This is a genomic window from Streptomyces sp. MI02-7b (assembly GCF_033793585.1).
In the GTDB taxonomy this organism is placed as follows: domain Bacteria; phylum Actinomycetota; class Actinomycetes; order Streptomycetales; family Streptomycetaceae; genus Actinacidiphila.
Genome location: NZ_JARAWX010000006.1, coordinates 202,573 through 222,295 on the forward strand (window position 1 = coordinate 202,573; position 19,723 = coordinate 222,295).

20 protein-coding genes are annotated in these 19,723 nt (G+C 73.0%); 6 read left to right on the plus strand and 14 right to left on the minus strand.

The genetic code is table 11. The annotated features are described in order from the left end of the window. The first annotated feature begins 44 nt into the window (after positions 1 to 44). Complete coding sequence (locus PV364_RS12060; protein ID WP_319659868.1) at positions 45 to 1,145, plus strand: hypothetical protein; 1,101 nt, start codon at positions 45 to 47, stop codon at positions 1,143 to 1,145. A 109-nt stretch (positions 1,146 to 1,254) separates the two neighbouring features. Then, a complete protein-coding gene (locus PV364_RS12065; protein WP_319659869.1) occupies positions 1,255 to 2,259 on the plus strand; it encodes a LacI family DNA-binding transcriptional regulator in 1,005 nt (334 codons plus the stop codon). A gap of 10 nt (positions 2,260 to 2,269) precedes the next feature. On the opposite strand, the gene PV364_RS12070 is transcribed toward PV364_RS12065, so the two are convergent. Further along, complete coding sequence (locus PV364_RS12070) at positions 2,270 to 3,040, minus strand: hypothetical protein (protein ID WP_319659870.1); 771 nt, start codon at positions 3,038 to 3,040, stop codon at positions 2,270 to 2,272. Positions 3,041 to 3,137: 97 nt separating this feature from the next. After that, complete coding sequence (locus PV364_RS12075) at positions 3,138 to 4,232, minus strand: ABC transporter permease (protein ID WP_319659871.1); 1,095 nt, start codon at positions 4,230 to 4,232, stop codon at positions 3,138 to 3,140. A gap of 68 nt (positions 4,233 to 4,300) precedes the next feature. Here PV364_RS12075 and PV364_RS12080 point away from each other — a divergent pair, with 68 nt between their 5' ends. After that, positions 4,301 to 4,750: a MarR family winged helix-turn-helix transcriptional regulator gene (locus tag PV364_RS12080; RefSeq protein WP_319659872.1), complete on the plus strand. Its 450-nt coding sequence runs from the start codon at positions 4,301 to 4,303 to the stop codon at positions 4,748 to 4,750. A 263-nt stretch (positions 4,751 to 5,013) separates the two neighbouring features. Here the strand turns inward: PV364_RS12080 and PV364_RS12085 are convergent, their stop codons facing one another. Together PV364_RS12085 and PV364_RS12090 are read right to left on the minus strand one after the other, a co-directional pair. Beyond that, positions 5,014 to 5,712, minus strand: a complete 699-nt coding sequence (locus tag PV364_RS12085) for a zf-HC2 domain-containing protein (RefSeq protein ID WP_319659873.1) — start codon at positions 5,710 to 5,712, stop codon at positions 5,014 to 5,016. Then, complete coding sequence (locus PV364_RS12090; RefSeq protein WP_319659874.1) at positions 5,709 to 6,266, minus strand: sigma-70 family RNA polymerase sigma factor; 558 nt, start codon at positions 6,264 to 6,266, stop codon at positions 5,709 to 5,711. Before PV364_RS12090 ends, PV364_RS12085 begins: the two co-directional genes overlap by 4 nt. Before the next feature lie 606 nt (positions 6,267 to 6,872). On the opposite strand from PV364_RS12090, the gene PV364_RS12095 reads away from it, so the two are divergent. Continuing rightward, positions 6,873 to 7,940, plus strand: coding sequence for a nitrous oxide reductase family maturation protein NosD (locus PV364_RS12095; protein WP_319659875.1), 1,068 nt, complete (start codon positions 6,873 to 6,875; stop codon positions 7,938 to 7,940). A gap of 2 nt (positions 7,941 to 7,942) precedes the next feature. Next, on the plus strand, positions 7,943 to 9,001 hold the full coding sequence (locus PV364_RS12100; protein WP_319659876.1) for a methyltransferase: 1,059 nt from the start codon (positions 7,943 to 7,945) through the stop codon (positions 8,999 to 9,001). 7 nt (positions 9,002 to 9,008) lie between these two features. Here the strand turns inward: PV364_RS12100 and PV364_RS12105 are convergent, their stop codons facing one another. The 10 genes from PV364_RS12105 to PV364_RS12150 form a co-directional block, all read right to left on the minus strand. Then, positions 9,009 to 10,355 carry an acetyl-CoA carboxylase biotin carboxylase subunit gene (locus PV364_RS12105; protein WP_319659877.1) on the minus strand — a complete coding sequence of 449 codons (1,347 nt, stop codon included), beginning with the start codon at positions 10,353 to 10,355 and terminating at the stop codon, positions 9,009 to 9,011. A 5-nt stretch (positions 10,356 to 10,360) separates the two neighbouring features. After that, the gene (locus tag PV364_RS12110) at positions 10,361 to 10,951 is read right to left on the minus strand and encodes an acetyl-CoA carboxylase biotin carboxyl carrier protein (protein WP_319659878.1); all 591 of its coding nucleotides are present in this window, start codon (positions 10,949 to 10,951) and stop codon (positions 10,361 to 10,363) included. After that, positions 10,948 to 12,645, minus strand: a complete 1,698-nt coding sequence (locus tag PV364_RS12115) for an acetyl-CoA carboxylase carboxyltransferase subunit alpha/beta (protein ID WP_319659880.1) — start codon at positions 12,643 to 12,645, stop codon at positions 10,948 to 10,950. The genes PV364_RS12110 and PV364_RS12115 overlap by 4 nt, the downstream gene beginning before the upstream one ends. 1 nt (position 12,646) lies before the next feature. Then, on the minus strand, positions 12,647 to 12,979 hold the full coding sequence (locus tag PV364_RS12120; RefSeq protein ID WP_319659881.1) for a TcmI family type II polyketide cyclase: 333 nt from the start codon (positions 12,977 to 12,979) through the stop codon (positions 12,647 to 12,649). Continuing rightward, the gene (locus tag PV364_RS12125) at positions 12,976 to 13,443 is read right to left on the minus strand and encodes an SRPBCC family protein (protein ID WP_319659882.1); all 468 of its coding nucleotides are present in this window, start codon (positions 13,441 to 13,443) and stop codon (positions 12,976 to 12,978) included. The genes PV364_RS12120 and PV364_RS12125 overlap by 4 nt, the downstream gene beginning before the upstream one ends. Before the next feature lie 3 nt (positions 13,444 to 13,446). After that, positions 13,447 to 13,704 carry an acyl carrier protein gene (locus PV364_RS12130; RefSeq protein ID WP_319659883.1) on the minus strand — a complete coding sequence of 86 codons (258 nt, stop codon included), beginning with the start codon at positions 13,702 to 13,704 and terminating at the stop codon, positions 13,447 to 13,449. A 32-nt stretch (positions 13,705 to 13,736) separates the two neighbouring features. Further along, the gene (locus PV364_RS12135; RefSeq protein WP_319659884.1) at positions 13,737 to 14,957 is read right to left on the minus strand and encodes a ketosynthase chain-length factor; all 1,221 of its coding nucleotides are present in this window, start codon (positions 14,955 to 14,957) and stop codon (positions 13,737 to 13,739) included. Further along, positions 14,954 to 16,222, minus strand: coding sequence for a beta-ketoacyl-[acyl-carrier-protein] synthase family protein (locus tag PV364_RS12140; protein WP_319659885.1), 1,269 nt, complete (start codon positions 16,220 to 16,222; stop codon positions 14,954 to 14,956). The genes PV364_RS12135 and PV364_RS12140 overlap by 4 nt, the downstream gene beginning before the upstream one ends. Further along, positions 16,219 to 16,701, minus strand: coding sequence for a cupin domain-containing protein (locus PV364_RS12145; RefSeq protein WP_319659886.1), 483 nt, complete (start codon positions 16,699 to 16,701; stop codon positions 16,219 to 16,221). Before PV364_RS12145 ends, PV364_RS12140 begins: the two co-directional genes overlap by 4 nt. 85 nt (positions 16,702 to 16,786) lie before the next feature. Beyond that, positions 16,787 to 17,899, minus strand: coding sequence for a SchA/CurD-like domain-containing protein (locus PV364_RS12150; RefSeq protein ID WP_319659887.1), 1,113 nt, complete (start codon positions 17,897 to 17,899; stop codon positions 16,787 to 16,789). A 139-nt stretch (positions 17,900 to 18,038) separates the two neighbouring features. On the opposite strand from PV364_RS12150, the gene PV364_RS12155 reads away from it, so the two are divergent. After that, on the plus strand, positions 18,039 to 19,682 hold the full coding sequence (locus tag PV364_RS12155; RefSeq protein ID WP_319659888.1) for an FAD-dependent monooxygenase: 1,644 nt from the start codon (positions 18,039 to 18,041) through the stop codon (positions 19,680 to 19,682). The last annotated feature ends 41 nt before the right edge of the window (positions 19,683 to 19,723 follow it).

The following is a 19,723-nucleotide window of genomic DNA, read 5'->3' on the forward strand; positions in this document are numbered from 1 at the left end:
CTCCTTTCCACGTCACCCCACCCACGAACGGAACCACAGCTTTCATGACCGTCCTGTTCTGGATCCTCGCCGCGCTGGCCGTCCCCACCCTGCTCTTCGGCGGATGGCTGGCCGTCGTGTTCCTCAAGACGTTCTTCTCGTCGACCCCGGACGAGGAGGACACCCGGGCCGAGGAGGCCGCGCGGACGGCGCACGGGCTCGGGCTGCTGCCCGCCGAGCGGCAGGACGTCGAGCACGCCTCCGCCCTGCCCGAGGACTGGGCCGCCGCCCTCACCGCCGTCAGCGGCGGTGACTGGGAGCCCGCCGCGGCATTGCTCCGGAGCGTCGGCCGGGACTGGGAGCGCAGGTCCGCGGTCGCGTACCTGCTTGCCGAGAAGGCCGCCGAGGACGACGAATGGCTGCTGGCATGGGAGTCCGCGCGGGCCGGCGACCAGGACGCGGCCGTGGTCCGGGCGCGCAGCACGGTCGTGCTCGCCTGGGAACTTCGGGGCGGAAAGAGGGCCCAATACACGACGCGGGAGCAGTTCGACGGCTTCCACCAGACGCTGAAGGAGGCTCGCGCGGACATCGAGCGGGCCGCCGCCCTCAACCCCGACGACCCGACGCCGTACATCACGGAGATCTGGGTCGCGCTGGGCCTCGGCTACCCCCATGCCGAGATGGACAGGCTGTGGGACGAGATCACCGCCCGGGCCCCGCACCACTACGAGGCGCACTTCTCGGCCCTTCAGTACTGGTGCGCGAAGTGGCGGGGTTCGCAGCGGCTGGCGTCCGAGTTCGCCGAACGGGCGGCGAGCCGGGCCCCCTTGGGCAGTCTGCTGACGGCGATGCCGCTCATCGCGCACTTCGAGCACGACGAGTCGGACGACACCGCCGCCGACAACACGCCCGAGATGCGGGCCCGGGTCGATGCGGCCCTCGCGGATGTGGCCGCCGCCGACCCGACGCACCCGCGTCTGGTCGAGCTGCGCCATCTGCTCGCGTTCTATCTGCGCCTCCAGGACCGCGACGAGGCGGCCCTGGAGCAGTTCAAGCTGGTCGACGGATACATCGGCGCCCTGCCCTGGCGCTACCGCGCGGGCTCCGCGGCCTACTACTGCGCGTTCCGCGACGCGACGGCCCAGGCGGTGGCGGACGCGGCCTGACGGGGCCCGGAGCGGGACGGCGCCGGGGACCTTCTTGACGCCGTCGCGCCCCGCGGGGGCATACTCGGCCCCTCGGGCATCGGCGCCCGTGGGCAGCGGGAGGTACGCGATGGTGTCGTCGTCGGGGACGGAGCCCCGGAGGATCACGATCCATGACGTCGCCCGGTCCGCCGGGGTGTCGCGGCAGACCGTGTCGCGGGCGCTGAACGACAAGGACGAGATCGACGGGCTGACCAAGCAGCGGGTGCTGGACGCCGCCCGCGAACTGGGCTACCGGCCCAGCCGGTTCGCCCGGGGGCTGGTCCGGCAGGACACCACGACCATCGGCCTGGTGATCCCGGACCTGCTCAACCCGTTCTTCACCGAGGTCGCCGCCGCGGCGCTGGAGGCGGCACGCGCCCGCGGCTGGCACGTCGTCGTGTACGACACCGGCGACCGCGCCACCGAGGAAGCGGGCACGCTGCAGGTGATCTGCTCGCAAGTGGACGCGGTCGTGGGGTACTTCAACAGCCCGGAGAGCGAACTCGAGCACTTCACCCGGGGCATGCCGGTGGTACTCATCGGCCGTGAGCACCACACCGCGCGGTTCAGCTCGATCCGGGTCGACGGCGAGGCCGGCTTCCACGCGGCGGTCGCGCACCTGGTGGGCCGGGGGCACCGCCGCATCGGCATGCTCGACCACGACGGCCGCGCCGAACCCAGTGTCCGCAGGGCATGGTTCGCGGCGGCCGCCGTGGCCCACGGGCTCGGCACGGACGCGGTCATCGGCTCCGCCCAGTCCGCCGAGGGCGGCGCCGCGGCGCTGCGGACCCTGCTCGGCCGCCATCCCGATGTCACGGCGGTCCTCACCTTCAACGACATCATCGCCATGGGCGCCCTGCGCGAGGCGCGCCGCTCGGGCCGCCAGGTCCCGGGCGACTTCGCCGTGATCGGCTTCGACGGCCTGCAGCTCGGCACGCTCGTCGAACCCGCGCTGTCCAGCGTCGCCCTGGACACCCGGCGGCTGGGCTCGCTCGCCATCGACCAGGCGGCCCGGCTGCTGTCCGGAAGCGAGCCGCTGGCCGCCGAGGAACTGGTCGTCCGGGCGGAGTTGCTGCTGCGCGACTCCGCGTGACGGGAAACGCTCAGACCACCGCCCACACCCCGGCGCCGATGACCGCCGCGACGTAGACGGCGGTCGCCAGCAGGACCAGCCGGGTCCGCGTCGGCTCGCTCCATCGCGTCCTCGACAGCAGCCGGGCCAGCACGGGCAGGACGAGCACGGCGTGCAGGCTCACCGCGTGCAGGGGCTTGAGCGGGGCCGTGGAGTGGTAGGCGGCCTCCTGGTGGCCGGTACGGGTGAGGTACACACCGCGGGCGATCATGGCGGCGCCGGAGGCCAGGCCGACCAGCAGGATCGCGAAGCCGGAACGCAGGGCCGGGGCCATGCCCGCGGGCCCGGCGGGACGGTGGCGGAAGGCCGCCGCGGCGAAGGCGCCCAGCACGACGACCAGGACACCGCCGCCCACCGCCAGCGTCATGGAGACCGCGGTGTCGAAGCCGGTCTCCATGTCGAGGTGCGAGGGCACCCGCCGCCACGCCTGCAGCGTGATGCCTCCGGTCTCGACGACGCAGTCGGCCGCGAACACCGTGAGCAGAACGGTCCGCTGGCGCTCCGCGACGCGCAGGTACGAGGTGACCCAGGCGACGGCGATCAGGGTCAGCCCGAAGGAGACCCCGAAGGTGACGGGCTTGCGCCAGGACACCGGGCCGTCCCAGGGGCCCCCGTCGACGGCGAGAACCGCCAGGTGGAACATGCCCGACGCGACCAGGAGCGCGCCGGTCGCGTACGCGCCGCGCTCGGCCGCGCGGGGAGTGCGCGACGCCTGCCGCGGACTGAGGGTGGTGGTGGCCATGGCCCCAGCCTGCCGGGGGCGCCGCGGCCGGTCGTCCTCCGCCCGGAGGCCGGCCGCGTACGCCCCCGGGAGCAGCCGGACGGCAGTGCCGCGGAGGTCAGCGGTGTGCCGCGTGCGCGATTCCCGTGGAGGCCGCCACGCGGTCGAGCAGGTACACCGCCCCGACGCAGACGGCGATCCACACCGAGAGGATGACGACACCGCGGGTGAGGCCGTCGTGGTGGAAGTAGGCGAGCCCGTCGAGCGCGCGGACGCCGACACCCGCCGGCATGACCGAGGCGAGGGGCTCCAGCCAGCCCGGGAGGAAGTCCGGCGGGAGGACGCCGCCGCTGGTGGCGTTGCCCATCACGAGCATGAAGATCGAACCGAGGAGGACGCCGATCGGGCCGAAGGTTCTGATCAGCATGATGGTGGCCGCGGCCACGGCGCCGGCCATGAGCGTGACCACGCCCATGATGCCGAGGAAGGAGCCCGGAATCGCGCCGAAGGCGGTGCAGGCGATCAGCGCGGTCGCCACGCCGCCGACGACGGCGAAGAGCGTGAGGCTGAGCATGCGCTGGCCGAACGAGAGTCTCGGCGCCACCTGGTAGGTCACCTGCCCGAACAGGAAACCGGCCAGGACCAGGCCGAACGAGGCGTAGAAGACCGACAGCCCCCTGCTGTCCCCGTCCGACAGGGGGAGGATGTCGACCACCGGGATCTTGTGCCCGTCGCCGTGCGGCACCGCCGCCAGCGGCGCGACCAGGGCGGAGACCGCCGGGCCGTTGGCGCCGGCGTAGACGATCCTGGGCTTGCCGCCGTGGGAGAGGTAGGCCGCGTAGGCCTGGCGGTGTTCGACGGCCTGCCGGGCGGAGGCCTCGTCCGGGTACCGGTCGATCTGGAACGCTTCGGGCGCGAGACGCTGGAGCCGCACGTCGAACAGGGCCGCCGAGCTGTCGGATGCGGCGACCGCGACGGGCAGCCTGTGCGCCGTGGGGGTGTGGAAGGCGGCGAGGAAGACGCTGACGAAGGCGAGGCCGATGATCAGCACCGTGAAGACGGGCTTGACCACCGCCTGCGCTCCGGTCATCCCCGGCCGGGACGGCGGGGCGTCGGTCTGCGGTCCGGGCACATGACGGTGCCGATGGCGCTCCGGCAGGGGATGCTCCCCCTCCAGGGGGTGGGCATCGCGTATGGATACGGTGTCGGACACGGTGGCCGCCCTCCTGCAATATAAGCTGACTTATATAAGCTAACAGACAATACGGAGGGGCGACCGTCATGGCCGTCGGCAACCCGGGCGACCGCTTGGGCTATCTCATCTGGCAGCTCTCCCAGGCGTACATCCAGCGGCTGGAGCAGGCGCTGCGTCCCCTTGGGCTGACCCAGACGCAGTACAGCGCCCTGATGCGGCTGACGCTGGACGGTGCTCTGTCGGGCGCCGAGCTCGCACGCCGCTGCGGGGTCACCGCCCAGTCCATGGGCAGCGCACTGCAGGGGCTGGCCGATCGCGGACTGGTCGAGCGGCACGCGCATCCCACGCACGGCCGGATCATCGAGATCCGGGTCACACCGTCCGGCGCGTTGCTCGCCGAGCAGGGCGAGCAGGCGCTCCTGCCGTGCGAGGAGGAGGCGCTGGCCCCCTTCGAGGACCGCGAGAAGGCGCGGCTCAAGGCCGATCTGCGCCGCATGCTGAGGACACTGAGCCCGCACGCACTGCCGCCCGAGTGACGGCGCTTTCCGCGCCGCGGGAGCGGGGTGCGCTTCCGGCCGCGTCGGCGCGGAGGAACGCGCCGCGACCGACCGGGGCGCGGCCTCGGCCACGCCGGGACGTGGCGACCCTGAGTGCGGGCTCGGTACGGGCGTGCGCGACCGGCTGCTCGTCGGCGTCGGCGTACGGGCAGGGCGCATCGGGGTGCGGGACCTCCCCCCGGCGTACACCTCGGGAGCGCGGCACCGGCCGCCACGGCGGTACCGCGCTCCCGCACCGGGGGTCAGACCCTGGCGGTCACGTACTCCTTGCCGGCGGCGTTCTCGACGACCACCTCGGAGATGTCGTCCGGCGCCACCGCCGCCGAACCGTCCAGGCTCACACCGCGCTTCTCACCGGCCTCGGGGACCACCCAGCTGCCGGCGATCTCCCGGTGACCGGCCTTGTCGACCACCACCAGCCGGCAGCGCTCCCCCGCGGGGATGCCGCTGACCGACGCGTTGAGCCGGACCCACGCACTGGCCGGGGTCACCTTCACGGTCATCCGGGCGTCGGTGGCCGGGTCGGTGACCGAGGCGACCTTGACGCCGGGCTGCCCGGTGGCCACCGGGGGGCTCGCCACCTCCGACGTCCCGGTGTTCTGCCCGATCACCACACCGCCGAGGATCAGGACCGCCGCGGCGGCCGCCGCCGCCGCACCGGCGGCCGTCCATCGTCGGCGCTGCACCCCCGTGCGCTCGGAGCGCAGCTGCCGCAACGTCCGCTGCAGCAGCAGGTCACCGTCGTCCGGCGGACCGTCGAGGAAGGCCTCCGGTGGGACTTCACCGAGCGCCCGCTCCATCTCGCGGAGCTCGTCGACTTCGGCCTGGCAGCGGTCACAGGCGGCGATGTGCTCCTCTACGGCACGCACCTCCTCGTCGTCGAGCGCACCGAGGACGTAAGCGGTGAGCGTCCCGCTGTCGTGCTCGTGTTCCGTGCTCATGCCGCCACCTCCCGCAGCGCGACCGGCTTCTTGGTGTAGAACTCCCGCAGCGCCTTGAGGGCGTAGTGGGACCGGGACTTGACCGTTCCCGGCGGTATCCCGAGGATCTCCGCCGCCTCGGCGACGGTCTGCCCCCGGAAGTAGATCTGGTAGAGCACGTCCCGGTGGTCGGGCGAGAGCCGGTCGAGGGCCTCCATCACGACCATGGAGTCGACCACGGCCTCGGCGTGGTCGCGCTCGACCGGCGGTGTGGCCGGGGACTCGGCCACCTCCTGCGGGCGGGCGGCCTTCGCGCGGAACCGGTCCGTGATGATGTTGCGGGCCACCGTCAGCAGCCAACCACGCACCGAGCCCTTGCCGTTGACCAGCGCGTCCGGGTGCCGCCACGCGCGGATCAGGGTCTCCTGGACGACGTCCTCGGCCGCGGCGCGATCGCCGGTGAGCCGGGTCGCGTACGCGAGCAGGGCTTTGCCGTGTTCCTCGTAGAGCGCCCGTATGAGCGCCTCGTCACTCGTGCCCTGGCTCTGACGAGTGCGCGACCACAATGCCGCCATCCACTCACTCCGTCCTCTCCCGATCCGTGTCGCAGATCCCTCACGGCGGACACGGGACGGGGCGGGAACGGGTTCACGTGACCCGCACCACATCGGGCGCGGGGCGCGCCCTTGTACCGGGTTGCTTTTCCCCGCCCGCCCGCTCTCCCCCAACCTTCGGCCGGGGGTGCCCCCAGCCCTGTGAAGTCAGGTGCCCCGGCGCGCGTTGCGGGGTGGGCCGGGTGCGGGGCCTCCGGGGCCGGCCATTCTGGACAGCACATTTCGGTGCCTCGGGCACGATCTGTTGATCACCCCGGGTCATGCACCCACATATGCTCCACAGTCCAGAACACCCACCCTCCCCCAGCCTCCGGCCGGGGGTGCCCCCAACTCCCCCGCCCCCTCGGTTTCGTCATGCGCCTGATCCCCGGTGGGGGGTATGGAGGCGGACCGTGCTCGGGCCACCGTTGGCGCGGCGCCGTCCAAGTGCGCGGCCGTCGGGGAAACCTGGTCGGACCGCGCGCCGCGTCCCCTGATGGCCTGACGGAGTGGCAGGAGGTCATAACAACTCATAACGTACTTTTCCGGGTGGCTGCGCAGGCCGCCAGGAAGGCAGGTGCGGCAGTCATGACACTTCGTCGGGCCCCCGCGGCCGCGGCCGCGGTCGCCACGGCCGCCGTCGTCGTGGGGCTGTGCGGCGCACCCGGGGTCGAGGCCGCGGACGCCCCGCTCCTGGTGCGTCCCGGGGAGTCGATCCAGGCGGCGGTCGACCGCGCGAAGCCGGGCGACATCATCGAGATCGCGCCCGGGACCTACCCGGGGAGCGTCAGCATCACCAAGCCCCGGCTGACCCTGCTGGGCGCCGGGCGCGAGACCGTGATCACGCCCAGCGAGAAGGGCACCGAGAACGCCTGCGCCGCGGCCGGTCACGGCGTCTGCGTCACCGGTACGGAGCAGAGCCCGCTCACCTATGTGCGGCTGCGGTCGCTGACCGTCTCCGGTTTCAGGAAGAACGGCGTCGACGCCACCTGGACCGACCGCATGGAGGTGAACCGGGTCACCGCGCGTGCCAACGGCCAGCAGGGCATCAGCCAGCAGCGGTCGGTGCGCGCCGTGTTCCGCGACAACGTCGCGGAGAACAACGGCGAGTCGGGGATCTTCCTGGCCAACGCGGTGGACGCCGAGGGCGGGGCGCTGGACACCAAGCACACCCTGATCGCCGACAACGAGCTGTCCGGCAACCGGATCGGCCTCGTGCTGCGCCGGGTGCGGACGGTGGACGTCGAGTACAACGACATCACCGCCAACTGCGGCGGCGTCTTCGTCGTCGGCGACGAGGGCGTGCCGCGGGCCGGGTCGCTCACCGTCTCCCGCAACCTGGTGGCGGCCAACAACAAGTTCTGCCCGGCCAACGCCCGCCTGCCGTTCATCCAGGGCGCCGGCATCGTGCTGACCGGCGCCGAGAAGACCCAGGTGACCGACAACCGGGTCGTGGAGAACATCGGCACCTCGCCGATGTCCGGCGGCATCGTGCTCTTCCGCAGCGTGGTGGGCGCCCCCAACACCGGCAACTCCGTCCGTGACAACACCGCCATGGGCAACAGCCCCGCCGACCTGTCCGCCGACGACCAGAGCAAGGACAACGTGTTCAGCGGCAGCACCTGCCGCGTCTCCCAGCCGAAGGGCCTGTGCTGACGATGAGCCTGACCGAGACCACCCCCTCCGACACCACCGGCGCCGCCTCCGCGCAGGGCGCGATGCGCCTGCGCGAACTCGTCTTCGGCGCGGCCTGCGCCGCCGCCGTCCGGGCCGCGGCCCGGCTCGGTGTCGCCGACGCGCTCGGCGACCAGCCGGCGACCTGCGACGAGCTCGCGGCGGTCGTGGGCGCGGAGCCGCGCCCGCTGCGCCGGCTGCTGCGCGCGCTGTCCTCCTACGGGGTCTTCCTGGAGCAGCCGGACGGCCGCTTCGCGCACACCGACATGTCGCGGATGCTGCGCAAGGACACCCCCAACAGCCTGCACTACATCGCCCTGTGGTGCACCGAGCCGTGGACGTGGGAGGCCTGGCCGCGGCTGGACGAGGCGGTACGGCACGGCCGCAACATCTTCCCGGACATCTACGGCAAGGAGTTCTTCGACTACCTGCACGACGACGCGCAGGACAGCGCCAAGGTCTTCGACCGGGCCATGACGCACTCCAGCCGCCAGTCCGCGCAGGACATCGCCGATCTGCTGGACCTGACCGGCATCTCCTCGGTCGCCGACATCGGCGGCGGCCAGGGCCACGTGCTGGCCGCGCTGCTGGAGAAGCACCCCGAGGTGCACGGTTCGCTGCTCGACCTGCCGAAGGTCGTCGCCGGCGCCGACCCGAGGCTGCGGGAGGGGGGCGAACTGGCCCCCCGCGCACGGCTGCTGCCGGGCGACTGCCGGGTGGAGATCCCGGTCACCGCCGACATGTACATCATCAAGAACATCCTGGAGTGGGACGACGAGAGCACCCGCCGTACGCTGCGCAACGTCGTGGCGGCGGGCCACCCCGGCGCCCGGGTGGTCGTCATCGAGAACCTGGTGGACGACACCACGTCGATGCGGTTCACCACCGCGATGGACCTGATGCTGCTGATGAACGTCGGCGGTCAGAAGCACACCCGGGACAGCCTGACCGGGCTGATGACCGAGGCGGGCCTCGCCGTCGGCGAGGTCACCCCGGTCAACCCCTTCCTGCACGCGATCCACAGCACGATCGGGCGGGTGTGAGTCCGGGTCAGCCGGTCATCTCCCGTACCAGCGACGTGGTGTGACGGCCCGCCCGGAACTCCGGGCGGGCCAGCACCGTGCGCAGGAAGTCCGCCGTGGTGCACACGCCCTCGCCGCGCACTCGCAGCTCCTCCAGGACGCGGTCCATCCGGGCCAGCGCCCGCTCCCGGTCCGGTGCCCAGACCACGGCCTTGGCCAGCAGGGAGTCGTAGTCCGGGCCGATGCGCCAGCCCGGGTAGGCGTGGGTGTCCACCCGGACGAAGGGGCCGCCGGGCGGCACGAACTCGGTGAGCAGCCCGGGGGTGGGGGCGAAGTCGCGGGCCGGGTCCTCGGCGTTGACGCGGCACTCCACGGCCACCCCGCGCGCCACGATGTCCTCCTGGCGCAGCGTCAGCGGGTGGCCCGCGGCGATCAGCAGTTGCTCGCGCACCAGGTCGACGCCGGTGACCATCTCGGTGACCGGGTGCTCCACCTGGAGCCGGCAGTTGACCTCCATCAGGTAGAAGTCGCGCTCCGGGGTGAGGACGAACTCGAAGGTGCCGACGCCCTCGTAGCCGACCGCCACGGCGCCGCGCACGGCGGCGTCGCACATGGCGCCGCGCAGCCGGGCCGGGAGGTCGGGGGCGGGGGTCTCCTCGACGAGCTTTTGGTGGTGGCGCTGGACGGAGCAGTCGCGCTCGCCCAGGTGCACCACCGCGCCGTGCCGGTCGCACACGACCTGCACCTCGACATGGCGGGCCCCGGCGATGTAGCGCTCCAGGTAGAGCCGGTCGTCGCCGAAGACCGCGCGGGCGTGCGCCCGGGTCTCGCGGAAGGCGTCCAGCAGCCGGTCCGGTTCGGTGACGACGGCCATGCCCCGGCCGCCGCCGCCCGCGACGGCCTTGAGGATCACGGGGTAGCCGGCCTGCTGCGCGGCCTCCTTCGCCTCGGCGGGACCGTCCAGCGGCCCGGGGCTGCCGGGCAGTACGGGCAGTCCCGCCTCCGCCATCAGGGCGCGGCAGGCCGCCTTGTCGCCGAGCCGGGCGAGCACCCGCGGTGAGGGGCCGATGAACGTCAGCCCGTTGGTCTCGCAGATCTCCGCGAAGTCCGGGTCCTCGGACAGGAAGCCGTAGCCGGGGTGGACGGCCTGCGCGCCGGTGCGGCGGGCCGCCTCGATGACGGCGGGGATGTTGAGGTAGCTCGCCCGCGCGGGGGGCGGCCCGATGTGCACGGCCTCGTCGGCGAACCGGACGACGGCCGAGTCCCGGTCGGCGGTGGAGTACACCGCGACGGTGCGCAGGCCGAGTTCGCGGCAGGCGCGGGCGACGCGCAGCGCGACCTCGCCGCGGTTGGCCACCAGTACGGTGGAGAACACGGCGTTCACTCCCCTCCGGCGTCCGGTGCGGGCGCGGCGGCTGCCGGCTCCACGGCGATCAGCCGCTGGTCGAACTCCACGGGCTGCGCGTCCCCCACGACGATCTCCACGACCCGCCCGGCGACGTCAGACCCGATCGTGCTCATCATCTTCATGACCTCCAGGACGCCCACCGGCTGACCGGGGACGACGAGGTCGCCGACGCGGACGTAGGGCGCGGCCCCCGGTTCCTGGGCGCGGTAGAAGGTGCCCACGGTGGGGGCGCGGACATAGTGGGGGGTCTCGGCCGGCGGCTCGCCGGGCTCATCGCCCGGCCGGGCCCCGGCGGTCCGCGATGTGATCCGCGGCGCCGTGCCGGCCGCCTCGGTCCCTTGGTGCTCCCGGGGTTCCGCCCACTCGATCTCGACCGAGGTCTGGCCGTGCCGCAGCCGGATGCGCCGTGGCGGGGTGGGCACCGAGCCGGCCAGTTCGGTCGCGCTGCGGCACACGGCGTCGAGCACCGGGTGCGCCGGTTGCGCGGTGGGGGCCGATCCGTTCAGATTCCTGCCCACGCCGGCGGCGTGGCCGGGCAACTTGTTGTCGCCGTGGAGCGTCATGGTGCTGCCTCCTCCTCCAGTCGTCCGAAACGGTGGAACCGGTGGAACTGGTGGAAACGATCGCGGCGTTCGGCCAGCAGCCGCTCGGGCTCCCGCGTGCGCAGTTCGTCCAGGGCGGCCGAGAGCGCGCCGCCGACATAGGCGGCCGCCGCCGCGTGGTCGCGATGGGCGCCGTCCGGCGGCTCGGGGACAACGCCGTCGACGATGCCGAGCCGCAGCAGGTCGCGGGCGTGCAGCCGCAGCGCGGCCGCGGCGAGGGGCGCGGCCTGCGGGTCCTTCCACAGGATCGCCGCACAGCCCTCGGGGCTGATGACGGAGTAGATGCCGTTGGCGCTGACCAGCACCCGGTCGGCGACGGCCAGCGCGAGGGCGCCGCCGCTGCCGCCCTCGCCGGTGATGACCGCGACCACGGGTACCGGCAGCCGGGACATCAGCCGCAGGTTCTCGGCGATGGCGAGCGCCTGGCCGCCGCTCTCGGCCTCCGGCCCGGGGTCGGCGCCCGGGGTGTCGATCAGGGTGATCACGGGCAGTCCGAGCTTCGCGGCGGTGCGCATGAGGCGGGCGGCCTTGCGGTGGCCGGCCGGGCCGGCCATGCCGAAGTGCCGCCGGCGGCGGCCATCGAGGGTGGGCCCGCCCTTGTGGTGGCCGATCAGCATGACCCGGTGTCCGTCGAGCAGGCCGGGCCCGCCGATCACGGCCGGGCAGTCGGCGCCGAGCCGGTCACCGTGCAGTTCGTGGAAGTCCTCCAGCAGGTGCGCCGCGTAGTCGGCGGCGGTCGGCCGACGCGGGTGGCGGGCCAGTCGTACGGCCTCCCAGGCGTCGGGCTCGGGCAGGGCGTCCACGTCGCGGACGACGGGGGCGGGTGCCCGGGGGGCCGCGGGGGGCCGCCGGGCACCGGGCCGCGGGCCGAGCAGCCGGGACAGCGCACCGCGCAGTGCGGCGCGCGGTACGACGTCGTCGACGAGACCGTGCGCGAGCAGGAACTCGGCGGTCTGGAAGCCCTCGGGCAGCTCCCGGCCGGTCGTCTGCTGCACGACCCGCGGTCCGGCGAAACCCAGGCGGGCACCGGGTTCGGCGAGGATGACGTCGGCAAGCGTGGCGTACGAGGCGGCGACGCCGCCGTAGGTCGGATCGGTGACCACGGACAGCACCAGGACACCGGCCTCGTCGAGTTCGGCGAGCACCTGCGCGGTCGCCGCCATCTGCATCAAGGACAGCGCGCCCTCCTGCATCCGGGCCCCGCCCGAGGCGGTGACCAGCAGCAGGGGGACGCGATGGCGCAGGCTGGTACGGGCCGCCAGGGTGATCCGGGCACCCACGCCGGGACCCAGACTGCCGCCCAGGAAGCGGAAGTCCATGACGGCGGCGACCACGGGCCGGCCCCCGATGGTGCCGCGCACGCACACCACGGCCTCGTCCAGGCCGGTGGTCTCCCGGGCGTCCCGCAGCCGCTGCGCGTAGGGCCGGGTGTCGGTGAAGTCCAGGGGGTCGTGCGCAGGCGGCCGCTCGCCACCCTCGGGGACGAGCGGCGCCTGCGAGCCCGGGTCCAGCAGCTGGTCCAGCCGCTGCCGGGCGGTGAGCCGGCCGTGCGCGCCGCATTCGGGGCAGACGCGCAGGGTGCGGGCGTAACGCTTGGCGTACACGAGCGCCTCGCAGCGTTCGCAGCGCACCCACTCCGGCTCGGTGGTGGCCATGTCAGCCGCTCCGCTCCCAGCGGTAGAACTCCCGGGCCATGGCGTCCTTGGGCTCACGCCAGGTCTCGGGGTTGTACGGCAGCACGAAGGACGACAGCCGCTCGCTGATGTCGCGGAAGGCGGGGTGGTCCTTGTGCCGGGCGACCTCCGGGCCGGGCGGCCGGTCGGCCTCGACCAGGTGCAGGTAGACGTCGCCGAACTGGAAGAGGCTGCGGCCGGTGACCCCGATCAGACCGGGCAGCTCGCCCCGGTCCGAGTCGGCGAAGACCCCGGCCACCTGGTCCTCGGCGCCCGGCTTGATCCGGGCCACGATGAGCGTGCGGTAGGTGCTCATGCGCGCCCCTCGCCGTCCTTGTGGCGCTTGACGACGCGCTCGCGGATCAGCTCCAGCTGCACCTTGGAGTTCTCGTTGATGCGGTTGGTCATCGCCTCGTCGTCCAGCGGCGCGCCGGGCTTCATGGCGAAGTCCTGGACCCAGCGCATCCGGACGCCCCCGGGGGTGTCCTGGTACGACCAGTGGATGTCCATGTACTGGAACGGTCCGGTCTCGACCCGGTGCGCGCGGACCGTGCGCGAGGCGCGGTCCGCGGTGCGCTCGGAGACCCAGCTCCAGACCTGCCCGTTCTCGTCGGGGTGCATCGTCAGACGGAAGACGACCCGGTCGCCGTCGCGCTCGACGATCTCCGCGGAGGCGTACTCGCTGAACAGCTGGGGCCAGTTCTCCACGTCGTTGGTGATGTCCCAGACGAGGTCGAGCGGGGCGGGGATGGTGATCTCGTTCTCGGTGTGCCCGGGCATGAATCAGACTCCTGCCTTGAGTGAGTTGTTGACGACGTCCATGAAGGCGCCGGGGGTCTTGCACGAATCGGCGTCGCCGGCGATCGACGCGCCCCGGTCGTTCTCCAGGGCGCCGACGATTCCCAGCAGGCCGAGCGAGTCCAGGCCGTACTCGGCGAAGGGCGTGTCGGGGTGACCGGCCAGCATGGTCGGTTCCACGGTGATGCCCGCACTGGACTTCATCAGAGCGGCGAGTTCGCCGTACGTGAGTTCCTTGGACATGGAGCTCTCTCCTTGGATGGACGGGACGGGCCTCAAGCCCGGACCACGAGGGCCGAGTTGGAGCCCATGAGGCCGCGGCTGAGGACCAGCGCGGTGCGCAGGTCCGCCGGGCGGGGCCGGCCGGTGACCAGATCGAGGTCGTGGCAGATGTCGGTGACGTTGGGGGTCGGGGGGACCACCTGGTCCCGCAGGGCGAGCACGGCGGCGGCCACGTCGAGCACCGGGGCGCCGCAGTAGGCGCGGCCGGTGCCGGTCTTGGGGGCGGTGACGGGGACGCGGGCGGCCCACGGTCCCAGGGCGTCGCCGAGCGCCAGCACCTCGGCCCGGTCGGCCTCGACGGTGCCGAGCGCGTCGGCGAAGACGACGTCGATGTCCTCGGGCGCGCACTGCGCTTCGGCGAGGGCGTCGCGGATCGCCCTGGCCAGGCCTTCGCGGGACCTGTCCCACTGGGAGGCCCCGGTGAAGGTGGCACCGTGCCCGGCGATGACGGCCCGGGCCTCGGCTCCGCGGCGGGCGGCGTGCTCGGCGTCCTCGACGACGAGCATGGCGCCGCCCTCGGCGGGGGCGAAGCCGCGGGCCCGGTCGGTGAAGGGCAGGTAGGCCCGGTCGGGTTCGGTCTCCAGGCTCAGTTCCCGGTAGCCGAGCTGGCACACGCCCGAGTACGGCGCCAGCGGCGCCTCGGCGGCGCCGACGACGACGGCCCGGGTGCCGGTGCCACGGGTGATGTTGCGGCAGGCGTGCGCGATGGCGTCCAGGCCGCCGGCCTCGTCGCTGGCGACGACGCCGCAGGGACCCTTGAATCCGCCGCGGATGGAGATCTGGCCGGTGCTCGCCGCGTAGAACCACGCGATGGACTGGTAGGGGCCGACGAAGTTCGGTCCCTGTCCCCACAGGTGCTGCAGTTCGCGCTGGCCGAACTCGCCGCCGCCGGAGCAGGCCGCGGTCACCACACCGATGTCGAAGGGGGCGTTCTCGTCCGGGCGCAGGCCGGAGTCGGCCACCGCCTGGTCCGCCGCCGCCATCGCGAAGTGGGTGAACCGGTCGGTCTGGACGGTGTAGCGCTCCTCGACGACCGCGGAGACGTCGAAGCCGCGCACCTCTCCGGCGACGCGCAGCGGAAGGTCCTGGCAGCCCTCGCGGCTGACCGAGTCGAGAACGGCGACGCCCTCCCGGGTCGCCTTCCAGAAGGCGTCCGCACCGATGCCGTTGGGCGCGACCACGCCTATGCCGGTGACCACCGCTCGGCTTCTCATCGCTGGCTACCCTCCGGTCGGTTGAGGACCACCGCGGACTGGAAGCCGCCGAACCCGCTGCCGACGGACAGCACGGTGCGCAGCTTGAGTTCGCGGGCGGTGCGCGGGACGTAGTCCAGGTCGCACTCGGGGTCCGGGGTCTCGTAGTTGGCGGTCGGCGGGACCACGCCGTGGGCGAGGGCGAGGGTGCAGGCGGCGAGTTCGATCGCGCCGATGGCACCGAGGGAGTGGCCCACCATGGACTTGATGGAGCTCATGGGCGTGGAGTAGGCGTGCTCGCCGAGGGAGCGCTTGACCGCGGCGGTCTCGTGGCGGTCGTTCTGCTTGGTGCCGGAGCCGTGGGCGTTGACGTAGTCCACGTCCCGGGGGTCGAGCCGCGCGTGGTCCAGGGCGCGGTCGATGGCCTCGGACATCTCCAGGCCCTCGGTGGTGAGACCGGTCATGTGGTAGGCGTTGCCGTAGGTGGCGTAGCCGCCGATCTCGCAGTAGATGCGGGCCCCGCGGGCCCGGGCGTGCTCCAGGTCCTCCAGGATGAGGACGGCGCCGCCCTCGCCCATGACGAAGCCGTCGCGGCGGGCGTCGAAGGGCCGGGAGGCGTGGGCCGGGTCGTCGTTGTTGGGCGAGGTGGCCTTGATGGCGTCGAAGCAGGCCACCGTGATCGGGGATATCGGGGAGTCCGAGGCGCCGGCGATGACGATGTCGGCGCGTCCCTCCTCGATGGTGTGGAAGGCGTAGCCCACCGCGTCCAGGCCCGAGGTGCAGCCGGTGGAGACGGTCTGCACGGGCCCGCGGGCGCCGTGCCGCTCGGCTATCTCGGAGGCGAGCGCGCTGGGTGCGAACGCCCGGTGGAGATGGGCGCCGGCCTTGGTGTGGTCGACGTCCCAGCGGGCACCGGACGCGCTGACGCGTATGTAGTCGTGTTCGAGCCGGGTGGTGCCGCCGACGGCGGTGCCGAGCGACACCCCGACCCGCCACGGGTCCTCGTCGTCCAGGTCCAGTCCGGCGTCGCGCAGCGCCTCGGCGGCCGCGACGAGCGCGAACTGGACGTACCGGTCGGCGCGTTCGGTGTCCTTGGGGCTCAGGCCGCAGGCCGCAGGGTCGAAGTCGACCTCGGCGGCTATGCGGGACCGGAAACCCGTCGCGTCGAAGAGCGTGATCCCGCGGGTCGCCGTACGGCCGGCGGTGAGAAGCTCCCAGAACGCGGGGACCCCGACACCGCCGGGGGCGACGACACCTGCCCCGGTGACCGCCACCCGGCGGGTCATGACGCCGGGCCCTGGTGTGTATCGGACCCGTGAGTGGCCGCGGTGGACCCGGTGGCCTCCGTGACCTCGGTGTCCACGTGGCCGAGTTCGGGCCGCGGGGCGAGCGGGCCGAGGTGGAAGACGAGCCGGGCCTCGGTGCTGCCGACGTTGCGGAACCGGTGCCGGACGTACGGGGGGATCATCAGGCCCTGCTCGGGCCGGAGCGGGCACGGCACCCCGTCGAGGTCGACCTCCAGGGAGCCGCACTCCACGTACACGAACTCCTCGGAGTACGGGTGGTAGTGCTCGCCGATCCGCTCGCCGGGCTGCACGAGCGCCACGCCCATGAAACCGCTCGTGGCGCCGACCGCGGTCGGGGTGAGCATCGCCCGCAGGTCACCGCCGCGGCGGCGGTTGGGCGCGGTGTCGCCGAGATTCACGATCGTCGGGGTGAACGGAACGTCCCGGTTGCTCCGGTCGTTCGTCAGCAGGTCATCCATGCTTCTCTCCTCCGGCCGGGCCGGCCCCGGGCGTACCCGGGGCCGGCCGGTACCTGCCGGTTGCGATGGCGGGTGTGGGGGTGGGTCAGGACGCGGGCGCGTTCACGGGGGCTCGCCGGTCGGTGAGCATCCGCATGTCGCACTCGTTGAGGAACCGCTTGAGGCCCAGGTCGCTCGAGACGTCCAGGTCCGGGCCGACGTCCAGCAGTCTGGCGAGCACGCTCGCCTTGTGCCGGCCGGCGGCCCCGACCGCGATCAGGGGCGCCTCCTCGACCGGCATCCGCAGGTCGATGAGTCGGACGACGATGTCCTCGCGCAGGTAGACCGTGCTGCGCGCGAGCGGGCCCTTCGGGTCCTCCACCGCCTGTTCGTCCTGCGCCGCCAGCATCTTGGCGACGGAGGGCCCGCAGCCGTCCTTGGCGGGGTAGAACAGGGCGTGCCGGCGCAGGGTCTCCGGCCGGTCGGCGCCCTTGGCGACGTGGTGCACGGCCGGCAGTGCCGCGCGGGCGAAGAACTCCCGTGCGGAACTGGGGTCGCTGAGGTCGCGGTGTGCCTCGAGGTAGGGGTTGATGGCCTCCTCGACCTCCTGCACCTCCGGCTGCCGCGCCACGTGGCGCAGCGCCCGGATCAGGTCGCCCTCCACCTCCACCGCTCGCACGACACGGTTGCCGTGCATGAACAGCGAGGTGCGGTGCAGCCGCGTGGTCTCGTCGACCTGCGCCTGCGGTGAGGTGTAGCCGGACAGGATGTCGGCGACCGCCGCCTCGCTGCCGGGCTTCACGGTGAAGGTGATGGCGTGGCGGTTCAGCCCGTCGCCGACCCTCGGCACGGACTGCAGGAGACCCGGCTCGTACGAGGTACGGGTCTCCCGCAGCACGCCGAAGCGCAGCGAGCGGGTGTCCTTCACGCAGCCGTGCATCGGCTGCACCATCTCCAGATGGGTCGGGCTGTCCACCCAGGCCAGGAAGTGCAGCGCACTGTCCCACTCACTGGTGATCAGCCATTGCGAGGGATTCTCGATCGACTGGCAAAGCTGGTCGCTGACGTGCCCGGGCACGGCAGCGACATGGCGGCACATTTGGTCATACGCGTCAAGAAACCGCTGCTCGGCACCGTCCTCGACATCCAGCATGAGGACGACGCGCAGGCGAGTGCCATCGAGCGCGGACTGCGAGACCTTTTCGGCCAGGGGTGTCATATTCCACCTCTTTCGAGAGCGAGCAACCCCGAGGTCCGTCGTCCATTGATCGTGCTGTGGTGGCCCAACCGGTGCGAGATATGTGATCCGATTGGGTGATGGGCGCAAATACGCTCCGTTATCGGGCATCAAGGGAGCTATGACTCCACAGGCCGAAGACCGGGTCCCGGTCCTCATCGTGGGGGGCTCCCTCGTCGGGCTCTCCACCTCAGTCTTCCTGGGCCGGCTCGGCGTCCGGCACCTCCTCGTCGAGAAGCACCCGGGAACGTCCATCCACCCCCGCGGCCGCGGCAACAACCTGCGGACCATGGAGGTGTTCCGCACGGCGGGCGCCGAGCAGTTGATCCGGCAGGCCGCCTCCGTACTCGCCGACAACCACGGCATCCTCCAGGCCGAGTCGCTGACCTCGGCCAACGCCGAGTGGCTCTTCCGGAACATCGACCCGGGCGGCCGGCTCGCCGGGATCAGCCCCAGCGGCTGGTGCCTGTGCAGCCAGAACGACCTGGAGCCGGTGCTGCTGAAGTACGCCCGCGACCTGGGCGGCGACCTGGCCTTCAGCACCGAGATGCTCTCCTTCGAGCAGTCCGCCGACGGTGCCGGCGTCACGGCCGAACTGCTGGACCGGGAGACCGGCGCGCGCCGCACGGTGCGCGCGGACTACCTGGTCGCCGCCGACGGCCCGCGCAGTCCCGTGCGCGAGCGGCTGGGGATCGGCCACAGCGGCCGGGGCGACCTGTTCGCCAACATCAGCGCCACGTTCCGGGCCAAGCGCCTGGCCGAGGCCGTCGGCGACCGGCACTTCATCGCCTGCTACCTGACCAACCCCGAGGCCGACGGGGTGCTGCTGCCCGTCGACAACCAGGAGAACTGGGTCTTCCACGCCCCTTGGCACCCCGAACAGGGCGAGAAGATCGAGGACTTCACCGACCAGCGGCTCATCGCCCACATCCGCACCGCGGTGGGCGTGCCCGACCTGGAGATCGAGATCACCGGCCGCGCCCCCTGGCGGGCCGCCGAGCGCGTCGCCGACTCCTACGGCCGCGGCCGGGTGCTGCTCGCCGGCGACTCCGCCCACGAGATGTCCCCGACCGGCGCGTTCGGCTCCAACACCGGCATCCAGGACGCCCACAACCTGGCCTGGAAGCTCGCGGCGGTCGTCGGCGGCTGGGCCGGGCCCGGGCTGCTGGAGACCTACGAGGCGGAGCGCCGCCCGGTCGCGGTGGCGACCAGCGAGCGGGCCTCGGCCCGTTCCGCCGAGCACGCCCACCCCGGGTACGCCCCGCCGGCGGGCGGCGGCCCGCAGAAGGGCGTGCTCGTGGTCGCCCTCGGCTACCGCTACCCCGAGGGCGCCTTCCTCGGCGGCGACCCCGGCCGGTCGGTCGTCCCGGAGGACTTCCGCCCGGTCGCCGAGCCCGGCGGGCGCGCCCCGCACCTGTGGGCGACGGCGCCGGACGGCGAGCGCCGCTCCACGCTGGACCTCTACGAGCGCTCCATGGTGCTGCTCTGCGGTGACGGCGCCGAGGGCCGGGCGTGGCACGACGCCGCCCGCACGGCCGGCGCGCGCCTCGGTGTGCCGCTGGCCGCGTACCGTCTCGGCGGCTCCGCCGAGGCCGACCTGACCCCGGAGGGCGACACGGACTGGGCCGCCCTGCACGGTGTGTCGCCGCGCGGCGCGATCATGGTCCGCCCGGACGGCTTCGTCGCGTGGCGCGCCGAGGACGCCGTGGACGACCCCGAGGCCACCGTGGCCGGGGTGCTGACGACGGTGCTGCGGCGCGGCTGACCGTCCGCCGGACAAGGGCCCCGTGGGGGGCCGGAACCCGT